Source organism: Chryseosolibacter indicum, assembly GCF_018598585.1.
GTDB classification, from domain to species: Bacteria; Bacteroidota; Bacteroidia; order Cytophagales; family Cyclobacteriaceae; genus Chryseosolibacter; species Chryseosolibacter indicus.
This window is the reverse complement of sequence record NZ_JAHESD010000013.1, coordinates 59,248-78,393: the sequence shown is the minus strand read 5'-3', so window position 1 is coordinate 78,393 and position 19,146 is coordinate 59,248. Positions and strand designations below refer to the sequence as shown.

The 19,146-nt window shown below is 40.2% G+C and carries 15 protein-coding genes; 7 read left to right on the top strand and 8 right to left on the bottom strand.

Annotation, left to right across the window (positions count from 1 at the left end; translation table 11 throughout):
• The first annotated feature begins 30 nt into the window (after positions 1-30).
• Entirely contained in the window at positions 31-465 is a 435-nt protein-coding gene (locus KK060_RS08345) for a tellurite resistance TerB family protein (RefSeq protein WP_254153255.1), read from the top strand.
• Between the two features lie 8 nt (positions 466-473).
• On the opposite strand, the gene KK060_RS08340 is transcribed toward KK060_RS08345, so the two are convergent.
• On the bottom strand, positions 474-1,847 hold the full coding sequence (locus tag KK060_RS08340) for a sodium-dependent transporter (protein ID WP_254153254.1): 1,374 nt from the start codon (positions 1,845-1,847) through the stop codon (positions 474-476).
• Positions 1,848-2,023: 176 nt separating this feature from the next.
• Between KK060_RS08340 and KK060_RS08335 the strand changes: the two genes are divergently transcribed.
• Positions 2,024-3,469, top strand: a complete 1,446-nt coding sequence (locus KK060_RS08335) for a TonB-dependent receptor (protein ID WP_254153253.1) — start codon at positions 2,024-2,026, stop codon at positions 3,467-3,469.
• A 20-nt stretch (positions 3,470-3,489) separates the two neighbouring features.
• On the opposite strand, the gene KK060_RS08330 is transcribed toward KK060_RS08335, so the two are convergent.
• From KK060_RS08330 to hppD, 4 genes are all read right to left on the bottom strand, one after another.
• Positions 3,490-4,881, bottom strand: a complete 1,392-nt coding sequence (locus tag KK060_RS08330; RefSeq protein ID WP_254153252.1) for an alanine/glycine:cation symporter family protein — start codon at positions 4,879-4,881, stop codon at positions 3,490-3,492.
• A 50-nt stretch (positions 4,882-4,931) separates the two neighbouring features.
• The gene (locus tag KK060_RS08325) at positions 4,932-5,387 is read right to left on the bottom strand and encodes a DinB family protein (protein WP_254153251.1); all 456 of its coding nucleotides are present in this window, start codon (positions 5,385-5,387) and stop codon (positions 4,932-4,934) included.
• 8 nt (positions 5,388-5,395) lie between these two features.
• Positions 5,396-7,126, bottom strand: coding sequence for a phospho-sugar mutase (locus tag KK060_RS08320; RefSeq protein WP_254153250.1), 1,731 nt, complete (start codon positions 7,124-7,126; stop codon positions 5,396-5,398).
• A 107-nt stretch (positions 7,127-7,233) separates the two neighbouring features.
• On the bottom strand, positions 7,234-8,328 hold the full coding sequence (gene hppD, locus KK060_RS08315) for a 4-hydroxyphenylpyruvate dioxygenase (protein WP_254153249.1): 1,095 nt from the start codon (positions 8,326-8,328) through the stop codon (positions 7,234-7,236).
• A 231-nt stretch (positions 8,329-8,559) separates the two neighbouring features.
• Here hppD and KK060_RS08310 point away from each other — a divergent pair, with 231 nt between their 5' ends.
• A complete protein-coding gene (locus KK060_RS08310; RefSeq protein WP_254153248.1) occupies positions 8,560-8,919 on the top strand; it encodes a hypothetical protein in 360 nt (119 codons plus the stop codon).
• A gap of 76 nt (positions 8,920-8,995) precedes the next feature.
• Here the strand turns inward: KK060_RS08310 and trpS are convergent, their stop codons facing one another.
• Positions 8,996-9,967 carry a tryptophan--tRNA ligase gene (trpS, locus tag KK060_RS08305; RefSeq protein WP_254153247.1) on the bottom strand — a complete coding sequence of 324 codons (972 nt, stop codon included), beginning with the start codon at positions 9,965-9,967 and terminating at the stop codon, positions 8,996-8,998.
• A 102-nt stretch (positions 9,968-10,069) separates the two neighbouring features.
• Here trpS and KK060_RS08300 point away from each other — a divergent pair, with 102 nt between their 5' ends.
• The gene (locus KK060_RS08300) at positions 10,070-11,152 is read left to right on the top strand and encodes a DUF1573 domain-containing protein (RefSeq protein ID WP_254153246.1); all 1,083 of its coding nucleotides are present in this window, start codon (positions 10,070-10,072) and stop codon (positions 11,150-11,152) included.
• 198 nt (positions 11,153-11,350) lie between these two features.
• Here the strand turns inward: KK060_RS08300 and KK060_RS08295 are convergent, their stop codons facing one another.
• Positions 11,351-12,571, bottom strand: a complete 1,221-nt coding sequence (locus tag KK060_RS08295; RefSeq protein WP_254153245.1) for an acyl-CoA dehydrogenase family protein — start codon at positions 12,569-12,571, stop codon at positions 11,351-11,353.
• 67 nt (positions 12,572-12,638) lie between these two features.
• Between KK060_RS08295 and KK060_RS08290 the strand changes: the two genes are divergently transcribed.
• From KK060_RS08290 to KK060_RS08280, 3 genes are all read left to right on the top strand, one after another.
• Positions 12,639-13,610, top strand: a complete 972-nt coding sequence (locus KK060_RS08290; RefSeq protein WP_254153244.1) for a tryptophan 2,3-dioxygenase family protein — start codon at positions 12,639-12,641, stop codon at positions 13,608-13,610.
• Positions 13,611-13,670: 60 nt separating this feature from the next.
• Entirely contained in the window at positions 13,671-15,461 is a 1,791-nt protein-coding gene (locus KK060_RS08285; RefSeq protein WP_254153243.1) for a toxin-antitoxin system YwqK family antitoxin, read from the top strand.
• A 70-nt stretch (positions 15,462-15,531) separates the two neighbouring features.
• Complete coding sequence (locus KK060_RS08280; RefSeq protein WP_254153242.1) at positions 15,532-17,103, top strand: NAD(P)/FAD-dependent oxidoreductase; 1,572 nt, start codon at positions 15,532-15,534, stop codon at positions 17,101-17,103.
• An 82-nt stretch (positions 17,104-17,185) separates the two neighbouring features.
• Here the strand turns inward: KK060_RS08280 and KK060_RS08275 are convergent, their stop codons facing one another.
• Positions 17,186-19,096: a M61 family metallopeptidase gene (locus KK060_RS08275; protein WP_254153241.1), complete on the bottom strand. Its 1,911-nt coding sequence runs from the start codon at positions 19,094-19,096 to the stop codon at positions 17,186-17,188.
• Positions 19,097-19,146: the final 50 nt, after the last annotated feature.

Sequence of the window (19,146 nt, the reverse complement as noted above, 5' to 3'; positions counted from 1 at the left end):
CTACCGCGATAAATAATAAAACCCCGCTTTATGATTGGATTTTTTGAACATCAGTACCTTTCTTATAAGAAGAACCATATTAAGAATTTGCTTGCGTTAGCGAAAGCTGATGGACATATGCACCCGAAGGAGGAGAAGCTTTTATTCAAGATCGGGATGCGCTATGGATTAAAGGAGAGGCAGATACAATCACTTGTTGATAGTGATGAAAGGTATGAAATAAATGTTCCAGATAATCATAATGATAAAATGAATCTTCTTTATGACCTTATCCTTATGGTATATGCCGATGAGGTCGTGGATAAGCAGGAAGTGAAATTTTGCGAGGAGGCTGTAACGCAGTTTGGGATGAAAAGGGAGTTGGTTGAATATTTAATTTCTTCCTTTAAAAAGGGAACTCCTCCGCCTGATGATGAGTGGGAGGAGATTAAAGCTGAAGCACAAAGAAAGTTTGCTGTGCAGTAAGCTTACTACTAACTAAACAAGCCAAAGAACTTATCGATAATCACGAGGATAGAAAGCACACCGAGTAGGAGGGGGCACACATATACTATTGTAAAGTTGATGTAGCGCTGCGTTAAAGTGCCCATGAAATTTGAGTTACCCGTTGCTAGTTCAGCATTCATATTATGAATCTTCCATTTGTAGGTAATGAAGATACACATCAGGCAACCACCAATGGTTAAGGTTATGTCAGTAACATCAGCAACAAACGTTAGAAAATCTCTGTTCTTATAAAACGGAAGTTGATTGAGGAATGGGACGGCTCCGAAACTCATTAAACTTGGCAGGCCTATTATGAAAACTACTGCTGTAAGTATTATAACAACATTTTTTCTCTGATACTTTTTTTCGTCTACAAAGTATGCCACGGGGTTTTCCATTAACGATATACATGATGGAAGAGCTGCAAAGCATAACAAAAGGAAGAAAGTACTACCCATGAGTTTTCCAACAACCGGGCCCATGTCTTGAAATATCTGAGGTAAAACAATGAATACCAATGGTGGACCTTCAGCAGGAGATTGGCCTGCTGAAAATACCAGAGGAAAAATCATGAGTCCAGCGAGAAATGCAACTACTGTATCGGCCCAGGTTACAACGGAGGCAGCATAAACAATGTTTTCAGATTTTTTTACATAAGATCCATAAGTTATCAGGCCGCCTACACCTAATGATAAAGTAAAAAATGAGAGTCGCAATGCATCAAAAATTGTTTGAGCAGTTATTTTACTGAAATCAGGTATGAGGTAAAAGCGAATGCCTTCCATAGCATGAGGAAGTGTTAAGCTATATCCAATTAATCCGAGCAGGACAAGAAATAGTGCCGGCATTAAAATTCTATTGGCTCTTTCAATTCCCTTTTGAATACCACCGATTACCGAAAGCGAGGTAAGCAGCAAGAATATAAATGAATAAAAGAGGTTAGCGGAGATATTATTTACAAAGTTGCCAAAGAATGACGAGAAATCTTTTTTTAACAGGAGGTTATTAAACGCTATTTCTACAAAGAAGCCAAAGGCCCAGCCGGCAACTACATTGTAGTAAGAGAGAATTATAACACTGCTAACGATTCCGGTTAGGCCGAGTAGCCCCCATTTCTTGTTACCAAGTCTAGTATATGATCCGTAAGCATCTCTTCCTGCAGCCCTGCCTATTGATATTTCACCAATCATTACGGGAAAGCAAAAGATGAAAATGCAGAGGAGGTAAATAATTACAAATACGGCACCACCGTTTTGACCTGCCAGATAGGGGAACCTCCAGATGTTACTAAGACCTATTGCTGAGCCAGTTGCAGCGAGAATAAATCCAATACGGCCTGAAAAATTACCTCTATCCGACATCGAAAAATCAAATTAATACGTTCTTATGTTGGCAAAGTATGTTCTTAAAACTATAATTACCAAAAAACAGTTATAGCATTGACTAATCAAGCATAGCAATGGTGTTAATTTTATTACACCTTCGAGTCGATCTAAAACGATTTGCCTAAATTAACATCAGCTATAGGAGGCCTTTTATGGATGATTTCAGAAAGTTAACAACACAGGAGAAAGCTTTACGGATTAATCTGAGCAAAGCAATTTATGGTTCTTTTGCTGAAATAGGAGCAGGGCAGGAGGTAGCTGCCAATTTTTTTAAAGTAGGCGGTGCATCTGGTACTATTGCAAAGACGATTTCGGCATATGACATGAAATTTAGCGATGCCATTTATGGCGTTTGCGATCGCTATGTTTGTGAAGATCGTTTAATGCAAATGCTCGATCATGAGTATGTTCTTTTGCCTGAGCGTCTTCCTCACAGAATTGAGAACACGCGTTTTTTTGCTTTTGCTGATACTGTTGAAATTCTTAATTACGAGCGAACGAACCAGGGGCATGGTTGGATGGGACTTCGTTTTCAGCTACAACCTAAAACCGAACCCAATGAGTGTGTTATCCATATAAAGATGCATGACACAGATCCGTTACAGCAACAACTGTCTCTTGGTTATGTTGGGGTAAACATGCTTTATGGATGTATGTTCATGAGTGATCCTGAAGAGATCTTGATGTCTCTGCTTGACGGTTTAACTACAAGAAGGATTGAGATAGACATGTTCAGACTTTCTGGGCCAGACTTTAAACATGTTGATAATCGTTTAATGGCCCTGAAGCTTGTTAAGAATGGCCTTACAAAGGCAGCAATGTTTGGACCTGATGGCAATGTAATGCAGCCTTCTGATGAGCTTTATAAAAAGAATGTTCTTGTGTTGCGCGGAAGATTTCGTCCGCCTACCCATGTTAATGTAGACATGCTGTTGCGTTCTAGAAAGCATTTCCGAAAAGAGCCTGATGTTGATTCTTCCAAGATTGTTTTAATATCAGAATTAACGTTAAACGATTTAAGTCCCGACGGAAAAATTGATGAAAAGGACTTTTTACATCGGGCAGATATCATTTGTTCGCTCGGTCAAAACGTTTTGATCTCTAACTATTTCGAATACTACAGGTTGGTAGATTACTTGTCGCGCATTACCAAGGGTAAAAAAATCGGTATTATCCTGGGTATATATGCTCTTCAAAAAGTTTTTGAAGAAAAGACTTATGAAAATATCCGCGGTGGTATCCTGGAATGCTTTGCTTCGTTGTTCGGGCATAACGTTAAGCTTTATATCTACCCTGCATTAAGAGCAGGATCAAACGAGCTCTTTACGTTAAAGGACTTTGAGCAAGAGCTCCCTCCAAATCTTAAAAGTTTATTCAGGTATTTGATGGAGAATAATAAGATGGAAGATATTTGCGATGCAAATACGAAACATCTTCATATTATTTCAGATAATGTACTGGCAATGATAAAGAAGGGAGAACCTGGCTGGGAGAAGTTTGTTCCTCACAAAGTTGAAGAGGCAATCAAGAGCTTTGGATTATTTGATTATCCCTTAACTCAATCTGAGAGCGAGGTCCAGGTTGAAAGTCAATCTTAGAAAATATTAAAAGCTGAGTGTTAACTCAGCTTTTTAAAATATTCTTTTGCTTCTTTCATAACTCTTGGTGCAAGCACTAAACCTGAGATCATGGTAGGTATAGCCATAATGGCAAAGGCAATATCAATCAGGTTTAACACCAGATCCATTGATGCTATAGCACCTAATGCTATTGTACTCAAGTAGAAGTAGTCATACCAGGCACTTTTTCTTTCTCCTACCAAAAACGACAACGCTTTTCTTCCGTAATAACTATAAGAGAATAATGCACTAATGGCAAAAACAAAGGTGCAAAGCAACAACACGTAATCACCCCCTTGCGGGAGGGCAGCACGATAGGCGAGGGAAGTAAGCGTAATACCACTGGCGTCTTTGGTAAGCCACGCATCTGTTACTAAAATAGAAAGAGCGGTAAGCGAGCAACTAATAATGGTATCAATAACAGGGCTCAGCATAGAAATTAATCCTTCACGTATAGGCTCTACGCTTTTAGAGGCACCCATTGCCATAGGGGCAGTACCTATTCCAGCTTCATTTGAGAAGGTTGCTCTTCTTACACCCAACATAATTATACCACCAACTACCCCTCCTAAGAATGGTTCTCCATGGTAATTATCGGCAGCGAAGGCATCCCTGAAAATCAGTCCCAGATAATAAGGAATACGATCGGCGTAGGTTACCAGGATTATAACAACGGAAACGAAATGGAGTACGATCATTAGCGGAACTAGCCTGCCTGCCCACGCGCCTATTCTTTTAATCCCTCCAATGATTACCAAAGAACAGATAACAGCTATTACTAGTCCTATAATAAATTTGGTGACGCTGATAGAAGATGAGCCGATAGTAATGAAAGATTCTTCGAGGCCCATGGGCTTCAATCCTATATCCAGCAACGCTTGCGTTAACTGGTTGGCTTGAAAGATTGGAAGACATCCTACCATACAACAAACACAAAATAAGGTGGCTAAGGGCTGCCATCGTTTTCCCATTACCTCGCGTATTACATACATAGGGCCTCCCTGTAGTTCGCCCGTTGAGTCTTTTCCCCGGTACATGCTTGCGAGAGCGCTGGTAAAGAAGTTGGTAGACATACCTATAAAGGAGGTGACCCACATCCAAAACAACGCGCCTGGTCCGCCCATAGCAATTGCTGCGGCAACACCGGCAAGGTTACCCATACCTACAGTAGAAGCAAGCGCAGTTGATAGTGCTCTGTATGCTGTAATCTGACCTGGTGCGTTGGGGTCATCGTACTTTCCGCGTAATACGTTTAATGCATGAATAAAATATTTGTATTGCAGAAATCTGGAGTAGATGAGAAAATAAAGGCCTCCTCCTATGATAAGAAAGAGAACTGGCCACCAAATTATACTTGCTGTATCTGAAAGGATTTGATTTAGCGATTCCAAATTATTGAAGTTGAATCGCTAAAATAAAAGAATATTTTTAAGTCTACTACTTAAGTAGTGATAAGTCTTCTGTGATAATTGATCTGGCCCAGATGATAATTGAGATGCCCTTGCAGATGAACCAGAAAATAATCTGTATTCATGTCGTAATCAAAGACTTTTTCCGGATATGGCGACGCTAAGGTGTTTTCTTCGATGTTGGCTAACGTGTGATGAACGGTGCTCTTTGTCTCTCTCACCTCAGCAAGCAATGTTTCTTTTGAAATAGCTCTTGCGGAAAATTCATAATCTCGATTTCTTTTGTAATCGGTGCCGCCGAGAACTTTTCCTATGTAATGCTGGAGATTGCCGCAAAGATGGAGACATAAATTCCCAGCGGGATTCTTTATGTCTCCTGTAATTTTCCAGATCGAAGATTTATCGTCATATAAACTGATCTCTACCGCTAACTTGTCAAGATCGCGGTCGAACAATTTTACAATGATGTCTCTGAAATGATCCGTCATAGCTATGCTTAAGCAGAGAACAAATACTTTTCGATACCTTTTATCTTTTGTTCAAGTTGTTGATTTACCTGGTCAAAAGCTTCTTTTGATGGTAGGTTGGTATTTACACTGATGTAGAACTTAATCTTTGGCTCAGTACCGGAAGGACGAACAGAAACTTTGCTACCATCTTCCAAATAGAATTGAAGCACATCTGACTTAGGGAAGTCAAGAGGCGATTCGCTGCCTGTTAAAAGGTTCTTTTCTTTTAAAAACTTATAGTCAAGCAGTCTCACTACTCTGCTTCCATTAATTTCAGCAGGAGGATTATCTCTAAACCTCTCCATCATTGCCTTTATTTCCTGCTCGCCTTGTTGACCCTTTTTAGTTACATTTAGTAAATGCTCTTTGTAGAAGCCAAATTCTACATACATATCAATAAGCCAATCATACAATGATTTATTCTGATCAGTAGCATTTGCAGCCATGGCAGCAAAGAAAGCACATGCAGAAACAGCATCTTTGTCTCTTACAAAGTCACCTACCATGTATCCATAGCTCTCTTCTCCGGCAGCTACAAATTTCTTTACGCCTTCAAGCTTGCCCATTAATTCGGCAATGTATTTAAAGCCTGTAAGGGTGTTGTAGCACTCAACGCCTAAGCGCTTTGCCATGGTATCAACAAGCTCCGTTGTAACTATCGTTTTAGCGATATAAGCATTTTCAGTGCTTTTCAAATTCTTCATAATGAAGTACATCATTAAAGCGAATGCCTGATTGCCAGTTAAGAGCGTGAACTCTCCATCTGATTTACGAACACCAATGCCTACCCGGTCTGTATCAGGGTCTGTTGCCATAACCATTGTAGCGCCTACCGCCTTTCCTTTTTTAATCACCATTTCCATGGCGGATTGTTCTTCAGGATTGGGAGATTGTACTGTAGGGAAATTGCCATCTGGTTGCTTCTGCTCGTCTACAACATGAATGTTGGTAAAACCAATTTGCTTTAAGCATTCAGGGACCATGGTAATACCTGCCCCATGAAGGCTTGAGTAAACCAATGGAATGTTGTGATGACGTTGTATTACTTCTTTATTAGGGATCAGTTTCTTTACTTCTTCATAATAGGCCTTTTCAACTTCAGGGCCAATGGTATGGATAAGTGATTTTTCAGGGGTAAATTTAACCTGGTCAAAAGAAGTTATCTTTTTAACTTCTTCAATTACGTTCTTGTCGTGCGGAGGAACAACTTGCGCTCCATCGCTCCAATATGCTTTATATCCGTTGTATTCTTTGGGATTATGGGAGGCGGTAACAACAACGCCTGATTGGCAATTCAAGAAACGTATAGCAAATGAGAGCAAAGGAGTGGGTCTTAACTCTGAGAAGAGATAAACATGGATTCCGTTTGCTGAAAATACGTTGGCTGTAACTTCAGCAAAGAATCTGCTATTATTACGGCTATCGTGGGCGATGGCTACCTTAATTGTTTTACCTGCATAAGTCTTATTCAGATAGTTGGCAAGCCCTTGGGTAGCAACACCTACTGTATACTGGTTCATGCAGTTTGAGCCTGCACCCATTACACCCCGCAAACCTCCGGTTCCAAATTCAAGATCCTTATAGAAATTATCGATTAACTCTTTATTGTCTTGTTTTTCAAGTAATGATTTCACCAGTTCTTTGGTTGTCTGATCAATTACTGAACTACTCAGCCAGGTTTTGGCTTTGGTTTGAACTTGTTCAAGAAGTGCGGACATGCGTATAATTTATTTTATGGTTTCAAAAATAAAAAAAGGCGGATCAACTTCGACCGCCATAGAGAATATTGTAGTGGTTAAACGAAATAACTTCTGTAAAAGGATTATTACAGATTACCTCGCAATGCTTGCTCACGTTCAATGGACTCAAATAATGCTTTGAAGTTTCCTTTACCGAATGATTTGGCTCCATTTCTTTCAATAATTTCGAAGAAAACAGTAGGCCTGTCCTGAATTGGTTTTGTGAAAATTTGAAGCAGATAACCTTCTTCATCTCTGTCGATCAGAATATTTAGTTTTTTAAGTTCCTTAAGATCTTCGTCAATATTTCCGACACGTTCGAGGATATCTTCATAATAGGTATCAGGTACATATAAAAATTCCATGCCACGTCTTCGTAATTCGCTTACAGTATAAACGATGTCGTCAGTAGCAATGGCAATGTGTTGTACCCCCGGGCCGTGGTAAAAATCGAGGTACTCTTCGATCTGCGATTTCTTTTTTCCTGAGGCAGGCTCGTTAATAGGGAATTTAATGTATCCATTTCCATTAGACACCACTTTCGACATTAACGCGCTGTATTCAGTAGAAATGTCGTTATCGTCGAAAGTAATAAGCAGATTAAAGCCCATGACTTTCTCATAGAAGTCAACCCAATAATTCATTTTTCCCAATTCAACATTTCCTACGCAATGGTCTACATGTTTCAATCCGATTGGTTGAATCTGAAGTGTACTCTTTCTGGCTTTGTACCCCGGAAGGAAAGCGCCTTTGTAATTTTTTCTTTCTACAAATGTGTGAATGGTATCGCCATATGTTTTAATAGAGGCAAGTACTACTTCTCCAAATTCGTCATTAATTACCTTTGGCTCATGCGCAGGTTCTGCACCTCTTGTGGTTGTTTCATAAAAAGATTTTCTGGCGTCATCAACCCATAGAGCTAGAACTTTAACCCCATCTCCGTGCAATTTTACATGCTCAGCTATTTCAGAATCTTTTTGTAATGAAGTGGTAAGAACAAACCTGATTTTGTTCTGCTGGAGAACATATGAAGCACGGTCGCGAACACCTGTTTCAGGCCCCTCATAGGCAACAAGTTCAAAACCTAAACAATGCTGGTAGTATAGGGAGGCTTGTTTTGCATTACCTACGTAAAATTCAATATAGTCAGTTCCATTGATCGGGAGGAAGTCTTGTGCCATAAATTATAGGGTTAAATTTCAGTTAAAAGTAGCCTTTGCAAACGTAGGAGAGAAGGATTTGGAATGAACTTCTGTTGATTTCAAAAACATAAATTTTTATTTGTTCATATGGTTTATTAAGTGCTGATATACAAAATATTATATGTACAAAAGGGATGGACCGGGCAGAAGAATTGTTGCGGTCGTTTTGTATTTCAACGAATTCTATAATCTTTACAAAAAAGTTATAACATGGACGTTAAAGCATTAGATAAGGCTGTACAGGAAATTTTAAAGAAGAGAGAAGAACTAGCGAAGCTTGATTACAACAATCCAAAATACGATGATCTAGAGGAAGAGCTTCACGATCTTGAAGACGATTTTCAGGATGAGTATGGCGAGTACCTGGAAGAAGTACTACAGGATATTCACGACGAGCTTTGTCCTGATACCGATGTTTTAATGCCCATTGCTTACATAGGTAAAGGTGTGCCAGTAGAGGTAGAGAAGTACGAAGGAAAAGACACGAAACTTACTTTAACAACTAATCCAACGCGATTTATATTGCTGATAGGCAAAGACAAGCAAGAAGTTGTCTGGACGGCCAAGTAATTGGGTTGATATTAAAAGCTATTCATAGTTGACAATAGTAAGTAGTAGTCCTATTACTACTTACTATTGATTTAGTTTAGGCAAAGCCTACTTTCTTTCTTACTCTTTGTAGGACTTCACGCGCAATAATTCGTGCTTTTGCTTCTCCCTGTTCCAGCTTCTTTTCAAGCTCATCGGTATTGCTCATATAGTAATTAAATGCTTCGCGCTCTTTAGCAAATTTTAGGATGATAAGTTCATAAAGCTCCTGCTTCGCATGTCCGTAGCCGTAGTTACCAGCAAGGTATTTATTTCGCATTGCTGTCTTTTGCTCATCGCTTGCCAACAAATTGTAGATGGCAAACACGTTATCGGTGTCCGGGTTCTTTGGTGCTTCCAGGGGAGTGCTGTCGGTAACAATTGACATTACTTGTTTTCTTAGCTCCTTGTCAGGAAGAAAGATATCGATGATATTACCATACGATTTGCTCATTTTCTGACCGTCAGTGCCTGGAATTGTCATTACCTGCTCTTCGATTTTGGCTTCGGGAATAACAAATGTTTCACCGTATTGATTATTGAACGCAGTGGCTATATCTCTCGCCATTTCAAGGTGCTGACGCTGATCCTTACCCACCGGTACAAAGTGAGCGTCATAAAGAATAATGTCACCAGCCATCAATACTGGGTAGGTAAACAAGCCTGCATTTACATCAGAAAGTCGTTCTGCTTTATCTTTAAAAGAGTGGGCATTGGCAAGCATGGGATAAGGCGTGATGCAGTTAAGATACCAGGTAAGCTCACACACCTCAGGGATTCTTGACTGGCGATACAGGTAGTTTTTCTCTACATTGAAGCCAAAGGCCAGCCACGCAGCAGCTACTGCACGTGTATTATTAATTCTTGTTTGGGCATCCTTGATGGTTGTAAGTGAATGAAGATCAGCAATAAAGAATAACGATTCATTTCCTGGTTGCTGAGAAAGTTTAATAGCGGGTATAATTGCCCCGAGGAGATTACCAAGATGCGGCTTACCGCTGCTTTGGATGCCAGTTAGTATTCGTGCCATATTAATCGCAAAGAAAAGAAATAGTTACAAAGAAATGGATTTGGCTGATTGATGAAATTATTTCTGCCGACATTCGTTAAATTTGCGCAACAAGTTCAACCTATGAAAAGTCTATTTGGATTCCTTTTATTATTTACTTCTTTCTACGTGAGTCAGGGGCAGCAAACAAAGGTGCTGCAGTTCCGTGAAGAAATACATGATTTTGGATCGGTAGCTGAAGATAAAGGACCAGTGACATATGAATTTGTGTTCACAAATACAGGATCAAGACCAGTAAAAATATTAAACGTTCAGGCTTCCTGTGGTTGTACTACACCCGGATGGTCTAAAGAACCAATAGCGCCAGGAAAGAATGGGTTTATTCAAGCAAGTTATAATCCTAAAGGAAGACCTGGATACTTCAATAAATCATTAACTGTCACTACGGATCTCGAAGCGAGCCCTTTGATTTTGCAGATAAAGGGAAATGTAACATCTGAAGGCATGCACGATGAGAAATCGGAATTCACGTTTTCAAATGGTAGTTTGAAATTGAAGGTTTCGGCCTTTAATATGGGTAAAGTGTTTTTAAGAGATGAGTTTGCGATGAAGGAGTTTCCTTTTATTAATGGAGGCGATAAGCCATTGGTATTTACAGGTAAAGGAGTTTCTCCGGCTCATATTAAACTTGAAATTCAACCTACAACTGTGGCACCCGGTGCGAGGGGCGTTTTAAAGGTTAGCTATAACGGAAAGATTAAGAACCAGTATGGCTTTCAATCAGATAACGTAGAGCTGCATACCAACGATGATATAAATCCTGTAAAGCCTTTTTCGGTATACGCAACAATAGAAGATTACTTCCCCCAGCTGTCAGCTGAAGATATGCAAAAAGCACCTCAGATGAAGCTGGCATATACCTCTTTGGAATTTGGAAGAGTTGGGGAAGGTGGCAGCATTGATCGTGAGATTGCCTTTACAAACACAGGCAGAAAACAGTTGGATATTAAAGCAGTGCAAGGCAACTGCACCTGCGTAACAGCATCAGCAGCAAAAACATCGTTGAAGCCAGGCGAGAGCAGTGTTATTAAGGTTTCATTTAATTCACAGGACAGGAAGGGGACACAGCAAAAGGCAGTAACAATTTATACCAACGACCCGAGGAACCCTGTTCAGCGTTTTACTTTTACAGCATACGTCGATTAAGTTAATCCTGATGTTCGATATTAAAAGGCGTGAGCTTGGAAAGCTCACGCCTTTCTTTTTCAGATGACGTATTGTACGGTTGAAGAAACAAGCACCCACCAACGCCGCACAGAAGTTAAGGAAAACTGAACTCTTCTCAGTTTAAACGCTATAGTCAGTTATTCTATGCCTTGTCTAATTAAGACTTATCCGATAATTTTAAACAAAAGCAGGAATACCAGTAATGTGATTGCCAAGAATGAGTAAGTGAATATCATGCGTACCTTCATAGGTAATAACAGACTCAAGATTGGCCATGTGGCGCATAATCGGGTATTCTCCTGTGATGCCCATTGCTCCATGTATCTGCCGTGCTTCTCTGGCAATCTCAAGTGCGGTATGCACGTTGTTTCTCTTAGCCAATGAAATCTGGGCAGTAGTTGCTTTTCCTTCGTTCATTAGTGTTCCTAATCTCCAGTTCAGTAACTGTGCTTTTGTTATCTCTGTAAGCATCTCTGCGAGTTTTTTCTGAACAAGCTGGAATGAGGCTATCGGCTTACCAAACTGATTTCTTTCAAGTGCATACCTGCGGGCTGACTCATAGCAATCCATGGCAGCACCAATGGCACCCCAAGCTATTCCATAACGTGCAGAATCAAGGCACATCAGTGGCGTTCCTAAGCCGTCTTTTCCTGGTAGGAGATTTTCTTTCGGCACTTTTACATTATCGAATACCAGCTCACCGGTTGTGCTGGCACGCAGCGACCACTTGTTATGTGTTTCAGGTGCTGAAAAACCTTCCATACCACGTTCTACAATTAACCCTTGTATTCTGCCTTGTTCATTCTTGGCCCATACAACGGCGAGGTTTGCTTTCGGGGAATTGGAGATCCACATCTTAGCGCCATTTAAAAGGTAATGATCGCCCATATCTTTGAAGTTCGTAACCATACCACCAGGGTTGGAGCCATGGTCTGGTTCAGTTAATCCAAAACATCCCAACCACTCACCAGATGCAAGCTTGGGAAGATACTTTTTTCGTTGTTGTTCGCTGCCGAATTTATAAATGGGATACATTACAAGGGAGCCTTGAACAGATGCGGTAGAACGCATGCCAGAATCTCCGCGTTCAATCTCCTGCATGATCAAACCATATGAGATATAGTCAAGTCCGCCGCCACCATATTCAGCAGGAATGCTGGGACCAAATGCACCAACATCACCAAACTTCTTTACGATCTCATAGGGAAAATGTGCCTGTTGTGCCCAATCTTCTATGTATGGCGATATTTCACGTTTAACAAAATCACGTATTGAACTTCTTATCAATTTATGCTCTTCTGTTAAAAGTTCGTCTATCTGATAAAAATCCGGATGCTCAAATAAGTCTTGTTTAAGTGACTTCCCGCTATTTTCGGCTGTTCTGGTTTGTGCTGACATACTATTTGGATTATTCCTTTAACTTCGCCCTAATTTAGGGAAGTAATTAACATATATTTTTTCAGAAATGGCAGAGAATCCGGTTGATGATCAATTAATTGAACAATTGAAGAAACTACAGGCCAAATATGATTATATGGGCCAGGATCTTTCTTCTTACCTGGATGGCCTTCTCTATTCCGACTACATTACATACTGGGATTATATTCATGTAGATACCTTACTAAGCTTACAAAATCCTAAAACAAGTTTTCCTGATGAGAAGGTGTTTATCATGTATCATCAGATCACAGAGTTATATTTTAAACTCATTCTTCTTGAAATTGAACAAATTTGTTTCAGAAATGAAATTGATGAGAAATTTTTCCTAGAGCGCCTGGACAGGATTATTCGCTACTTTAAAAGTCTTGAAGGATCTTTTGATGTAATGGTTGAAGGTATGGAAAAAGAACAGTTCCTCAAGTTCAGGATGGCGTTACTTCCTGCCAGCGGATTTCAATCTGCCCAATACCGGCTTATTGAATTTGGCTCTACCGAACTGATCAATCTTGTTACAGAAAAAGAGCGTGATGTTTTGAAAAATGCTGATATTCCGGCTATGCTTGAAAAGATCTATTGGAAGAGTGGTGCAACAGATCTTGCAACAGGGAAGAAGACATTAACACTTATTCAGTTCGAGAATAAGTACATGAATGAATTCCATGCGGTAGCTAATAAACATCGGGAAAGAAATTTACATCAGATCTTCTTGAAGAATTTCGCTAATGCAACTCAAAAAGAAAAAATAATTGAGAAGCTTCGCGAATATGACACTTACGCCAATGTTCTCTGGCCACTTGCCCATCTTAAATCAGCCGGCAGATATCTGAAGAAAGATCCTGAAAATGTAAAAGCTACCGGAGGAACAAACTGGCACAAGTACCTGCCACCGAGATTTCAACGCAGAATGTTCTTTCCTGAGCTATGGTCTGAGCAGGAGAAAAGCGAGTGGGGACTTGCGGCTGTTAAGAAGAACATTACGAATGAAATCACCCATTAACTTACATCGCAACTTCTTTCATTTATAATCTTGATAAATTAGCAGATATAATTTCTGCGAGTGAAACTGGTATACCTTTTACCCCTTCTCTTACTCAATATATCCTATCAGCTATTGGGACAGGGATATACAAGGCAGACATTTCATGACAAAGAGCGTAAACATGTAAAGGAAGTTTACCAGGTTAAAGATACCATCCGTAACATCCTTCACGGACGATACATTTCTTATTACTTAAACGGCAAGGTTGAATCTAAAGGCCAGTTTACCAACAACGAGACAACAGGTATATGGGAGTTCTTCTACGAGACAGGTAACCTTAAGATGCGTGGTATACTTCGGCAAAATGCCAACTTTGGCGTATGGGAATACTTCTATGAGAGCGGCCGGAAAAGTATGGAAGGGAACATCAACGGCAAGAGCCGGGATGGAGAATGGAAGATGTACTACGAGAACGGTCAGGTAAAAGAAATAGGAGAGTACAAAACAAACAAGCGTGTTGGCTTATGGAAGATGTACTTTGAAGATGGAGTTTTAAAAGGGGAGATTGATTACACGGATGATTATGGTACTTATACCGAGTACTATCATTCCGGCAAGGTATTATCTGAGGGGCCACGAATGGGCACCAGAAATGTTGGACACTGGCGCTTCTACGCTGAAGATGGAACACTTCAATCGCAGGGTGAATATAACAATGGCAAGAAGCAAGGTGAGTGGATTACGTATTATCCCAATGGAGAAGTTTCATCGAGAGGCTCTTTTGCTCACGATATTCCCGCAGGAAAATGGGAGCACTATTTTGAAGATGGATCAGTATCATCTGCCGGAGAATACGAGGGAGGTAAGAAAAGTGGAATATGGAAGACGATGAGCACAGGTGGAATTGTAAAGAGTGAGACATCTTATGCTGCAGGTGAAGGAGAATATAGAGAATATTATTCCAGCGGGAAATTAAAAACAACAGGGAAGATTGTTAACGACAAGCGAGAGGGTAAGTGGGAGTATTATTATGAACATGGAGTCCGCGAGGGAGAGTGTGAATATAAAAATGGCAAAGGTGTGTACTATGGATATTATCCCAACGGAAACCTGCAGACCAAGGGTACCTTAGATGGAGAAGTAAAGACAGGCACCTGGGAGATTTATGAAAATGACGGGAAGCTTTCAGGCTACTATCGACCTTTTTACGATAACAAAAAACTAGGGAAAGATATCGTATCGATGGCGGGCAAGGGCACGGCAAATACTGGTTCCAGTAAGAGAAGAACCTTCACACACTTTGACGCCCGTTTTAACGAATTCAGAGGTCTGATAATAGCAGGTAATCCGATTATGACCTTTGCAGGACGGCTGCCTATTGCATTTGAATTCTATATGCAGGAACGCTTAGGTCATGAGTTTGAATTCATTGGAATAAGGGATCCCTTCTTTTTGGCTGATTCAAAGATTCCCTCAGGTAAAAAGTTTGAGCGGGGATATGCTATTTGCATCAAGCAGAAGCTTTACAACCAGATGAAGGCCGGCATGTGGTATTTTGGACATGAGGTTAGGTTCACAAACTACGGCCATTTTGTAAATGAGGTTATAACCTCTACGCGCACCAATATCTTCACTTTTGGTGCTGTTGAACAGCGCATCGAGTACGGCCCTGTTTTTGGCTACAGGATTATGAAGCGTAATAATGCGAAAGGCATTACCATCGACACTTTTGTTTCAGGAAACGTCGGTTACCGTGGCTTTGATGTAGATGATCAATACAAGTCATACTTCGAGGATATTAAGAAATCGAAGATCTCAGCCAGCATTCATTTCGGCTTAAATATCGGCCACGTTTTTTCTTTCCGTTAAGGAAATGATTTCTTCAAGTGTATTGTTACCTTTGTGAATCGTCAATAAAGGATAGATACCTTTCAGACTTATGCACCTTACAGAACTCACCCTATGGCCTGAAGAGGCCTTCAACGAGGAATTATTCCCAGCAATTCTTTACAAGAAACTAGGCTTGCCAAATGATGGAAGCGTTGTTGTTAACCCGGTAAAGCGTTCTATTGATGCTCGTGGTAAAAAAGTATGCGTCCGTTTTCAATGTGAAGTATATGATATAAAAGATAACGTTCCTGTAAAGAATAGCTTTGACTATCGTGATGTTAGCAATAAACCAAGAGTAATTGTAATAGGAAGTGGTCCGGCAGGTTTGTTTGCAGGGCTTCGTCTGATAGAACTTGGATACAAGCCGGTAATTCTTGAAAGAGGAAAAGATGTGCAGGCCAGAAGAAGAGACCTTGCCGCTATTAATAAAGCACACATTGTAAATCCTGATTCCAACTACTGTTTTGGAGAGGGAGGTGCAGGAACGTATTCTGATGGCAAGCTCTATACGCGATCTAAAAAGAGAGGCGACATCAACAGGATTCTTGAGAAAATGGTATCGCAAGGGGCAAAGTCCGATATATTGTTTGATGCCCATCCTCATATCGGTACGAATAAACTTCCAAAACTTGTTGCTGCCCTAAGAGAAACAATTATTAACTACGGAGGAGAAGTTCATTTCGATTGTCGTGTAACTGATCTTATTGTAGAAAATGACATTGTTACAGCTGTGTTAACAAGAAATGGAAATAAGGTTGAAGGAGAAGCATTTATTCTGGCAACAGGCCATTCAGCACGCGATATATTTGAACTACTCCATCGTAAGAAAATTCTTATTGAACAAAAACCATTTGCGTTAGGCGTACGAGTAGAACATTCTCAAACATTGATAGACCAGATTCAATATCACTGCGCTATAGATCGTGGTCCTTATCTACCTGCTAGCTCATATGCCCTTGTACATCAGGCAAGCGTAAGAGGAAAGGAACGTGGCGTATTTTCATTTTGCATGTGTCCAGGCGGATTTATAGTACCTGCAGCAACCGCTCCGGGAGAAGTTGTAGTAAACGGTATGAGTCCTTCCCGTCGCGATTCCAAATATGCAAATTCGGGTATTGTGGTAGCGGTTGAGCCTGAAGATTTTCAGGCTTATAAAGACCATGGCCCACTTGCCGCACTTCGCTTCCAGGAAGAAATAGAAAGACGCGCATGTACAGCTGCGGGAGGTACCCAGGTTGCTCCGGGTCAAAGGCTTGTTGATTTTGTAGAGGGAAAAGTGTCAAAGACTTTGCTTGAAACATCGTACCAGCCCGGTCTTGCGTCTGTTGATCTTCGCGAAGTGCTACCCGATTTTATTTCTAACGCTTTACAGCAGGGATTCAAAGCTTTTGGAAAAAAGATGCGCGGATATTTTACCAATGAAGCACAGATTGTTGGTGTTGAGAGCAGAACATCATCTCCTGTACGTATCCCACGCGATAAAGAAACATTACAACACCCTCAAATAAAAAACTTGTTTCCATGTGGTGAAGGAGCGGGCTATGCAGGAGGAATTGTATCTGCAGCTATGGATGGAGAGCGTTGTGCCGAAGCTGTAACTAAAATTGTAAAGACAGTTTAACTTAAAAAAGTTAACAAGAAATAAATAAGTATAAAAGAAAAAAGTCCGCATGCAATCCCGGACTTTTTTCTATTAATGCCACTTATGGTTTTAGCCACGAGTCGCGTAACGCAAGTTGCTCCTCAGTAGCGGATGGAAGAGGTTCTAAATTATGTCTTCGTGATAATTGTACTTTTTTAACAGGAGCTGAAAGTTCAACAGTCTTGTTCTCGCCATTCACATCTTTTCTTAATACTGTATAAGTCAAAACAGAATCAGTTTGCAATGCTGCTATGTGTTTTTGAATAAATGGACCGAATTCAGGGCCAAGATCCGGAATTTCTTCTCCATTAATTTTCATCAGTACATCTCCTTCCTGGAAGCCCAGCGCTGTTCCCATGGCGTTCATCATTGCAGTAGATGCAATTTGTATTTTTGGTTTATTATCAATTTGGGTAACACCTACATTCTCGTTTCCGATGCCAAGGCTATAATCTTCAAATGTTTCTTCCGGCGTGTAACCAATCCCAACATCACTAAATACTTCCTGAAGGGGAAGAGGTTCAGTACCATTTACATATCTGTTAAAGAACTCACCAATTTCAGGGTATGTCATCTTTGTAATCTCTTCAAAGAGCTTATCATCTTCAAAGGCTTTATTCTTTCCATATTTATTTGACAAATCAAGCATTAGGTTTCTTAGCCCGTATTTACCCTTTGATAGCTTTCTCAATTTTATATCAAGGCATAATCCAATCAATGCACCTTTTTGATACACATTGTAGTACTGGTCATGGTATTTATCTAGCGTAAATTTGCTGATTTCCGTAAAGGGCACATCATTCTTAAACTGATCTGCAGTAAGCATTTTCTCCTGGAGAGTACCGATGTATTCTTCAGGTGTAATAAGACCATACTTAACCTGAACATTTCCTGCAAAATATTCTGTTACGCCTTCGTACATCCACAGGTGTTTAGACATCTTAGGATCGTTAAAATCAAAGTCGTCTATTTCTTTAGAATGTACGGTAAGTGGCGTTACGATATGAAAAAATTCATGAGCAGCAAAATCGCGAAGTTGCTGATTCATCTCTTCGATAGTTGCCTCTGGCATATAGTACATGGATGAATAAGAATGCTCCAAAGCACCGTAACTTAGAACAGGCTTGTCAGTGAAATAAAAGATGAAAGCATACTTATCAACGGGTAGTTTTCCACCCAGGTACTCTTTCTGTGCCATAAGCACTTCACGAATGCTCGCTGCTATCTGCTTTGCAGTGATTTTATTGTTCGGTGAATAAGATCCGATAAGTACCTCTGTATTTGCTACTTTGATAAGCGCAGTATCGGGCTTACTATACATAAGCGGAGAATCTACAAGCTGATCATAGTCAGAGGTCTTGTATACGTCTACTACTTTATTCTGATTATCACCGGTTTTTTCCAATTTAATAGAGGATGGAGATGCACCTGTAGCGGAAGGTATCAATCCTGTAGATCCATAAAGATCTTTTGATCTGACAACGTTAAATTGAAAAGGATTTTCTTTTTTACCATCAAAGTAACCAAAGAAACCGCTTGTGTTGATAACAAAGTTTTTCTGTTCTTCAATGTTAGTTCCTGCAGGCCAGAAAATCTCCGGGCCTGTTGTTGTGGTGTCCCAGGTATCATCAACCCAGTAAGTTACTTTGCTGAGCTTCTTTGCGTCTTTAATTCTATAAGAATTATCATCTATTTTCTCTATAGGAAGTTTGTTGCCTTTTTTATCGACCGCTGTAAACTCTGCGATATAACGGCCGTAATCGGCAATGGCATAGGTTCCAGGGACAATTTTCGGAAAGTAAAATATGGTTTCGGATTCACTAATTGAAGGTGGAGATAATTCCACATAGACTCTGTCATTGGTAACTCTGGTTAAGTCGACCGTGTAGTTATAAGCGTTTCCTTTTTTAGACTGACCGAAAGCAGTTGCTGAGATAAGCAGGCAACAAGCAATAAATAAGCGAAATAGCATAAGTGATATTAAATTTGAACCAAGTTATATCTAATTTGTTGGTAACGTAT

Bases quoted from the DNA above. Each gene is read 5' to 3' on its own strand.
- KK060_RS08345 (WP_254153255.1), top strand. From the start codon at position 31: ATGATTGGATTTTTTGAACATCAGTACCTTTCTTATAAGAAGAACCAT.
- KK060_RS08340 (WP_254153254.1), bottom strand. From the start codon at position 1,847: ATGTCGGATAGAGGTAATTTTTCAGGCCGTATTGGATTTATTCTCGCT.
- KK060_RS08335 (WP_254153253.1), top strand. From the start codon at position 2,024: ATGGATGATTTCAGAAAGTTAACAACACAGGAGAAAGCTTTACGGATT.
- KK060_RS08325 (WP_254153251.1), bottom strand. From the start codon at position 5,387: ATGACGGATCATTTCAGAGACATCATTGTAAAATTGTTCGACCGCGAT.
- KK060_RS08320 (WP_254153250.1), bottom strand. From the start codon at position 7,126: ATGTCCGCACTTCTTGAACAAGTTCAAACCAAAGCCAAAACCTGGCTG.
- hppD (WP_254153249.1), bottom strand. From the start codon at position 8,328: ATGGCACAAGACTTCCTCCCGATCAATGGAACTGACTATATTGAATTT.
- KK060_RS08310 (WP_254153248.1), top strand. From the start codon at position 8,560: ATGGACGTTAAAGCATTAGATAAGGCTGTACAGGAAATTTTAAAGAAG.
- trpS (WP_254153247.1), bottom strand. From the start codon at position 9,967: ATGGCACGAATACTAACTGGCATCCAAAGCAGCGGTAAGCCGCATCTT.
- KK060_RS08300 (WP_254153246.1), top strand. From the start codon at position 10,070: ATGAAAAGTCTATTTGGATTCCTTTTATTATTTACTTCTTTCTACGTG.
- KK060_RS08295 (WP_254153245.1), bottom strand. From the start codon at position 12,571: ATGTCAGCACAAACCAGAACAGCCGAAAATAGCGGGAAGTCACTTAAA.
- KK060_RS08290 (WP_254153244.1), top strand. From the start codon at position 12,639: ATGGCAGAGAATCCGGTTGATGATCAATTAATTGAACAATTGAAGAAA.
- KK060_RS08280 (WP_254153242.1), top strand. From the start codon at position 15,532: ATGCACCTTACAGAACTCACCCTATGGCCTGAAGAGGCCTTCAACGAG.
- KK060_RS08275 (WP_254153241.1), bottom strand. From the start codon at position 19,096: ATGCTATTTCGCTTATTTATTGCTTGTTGCCTGCTTATCTCAGCAACT.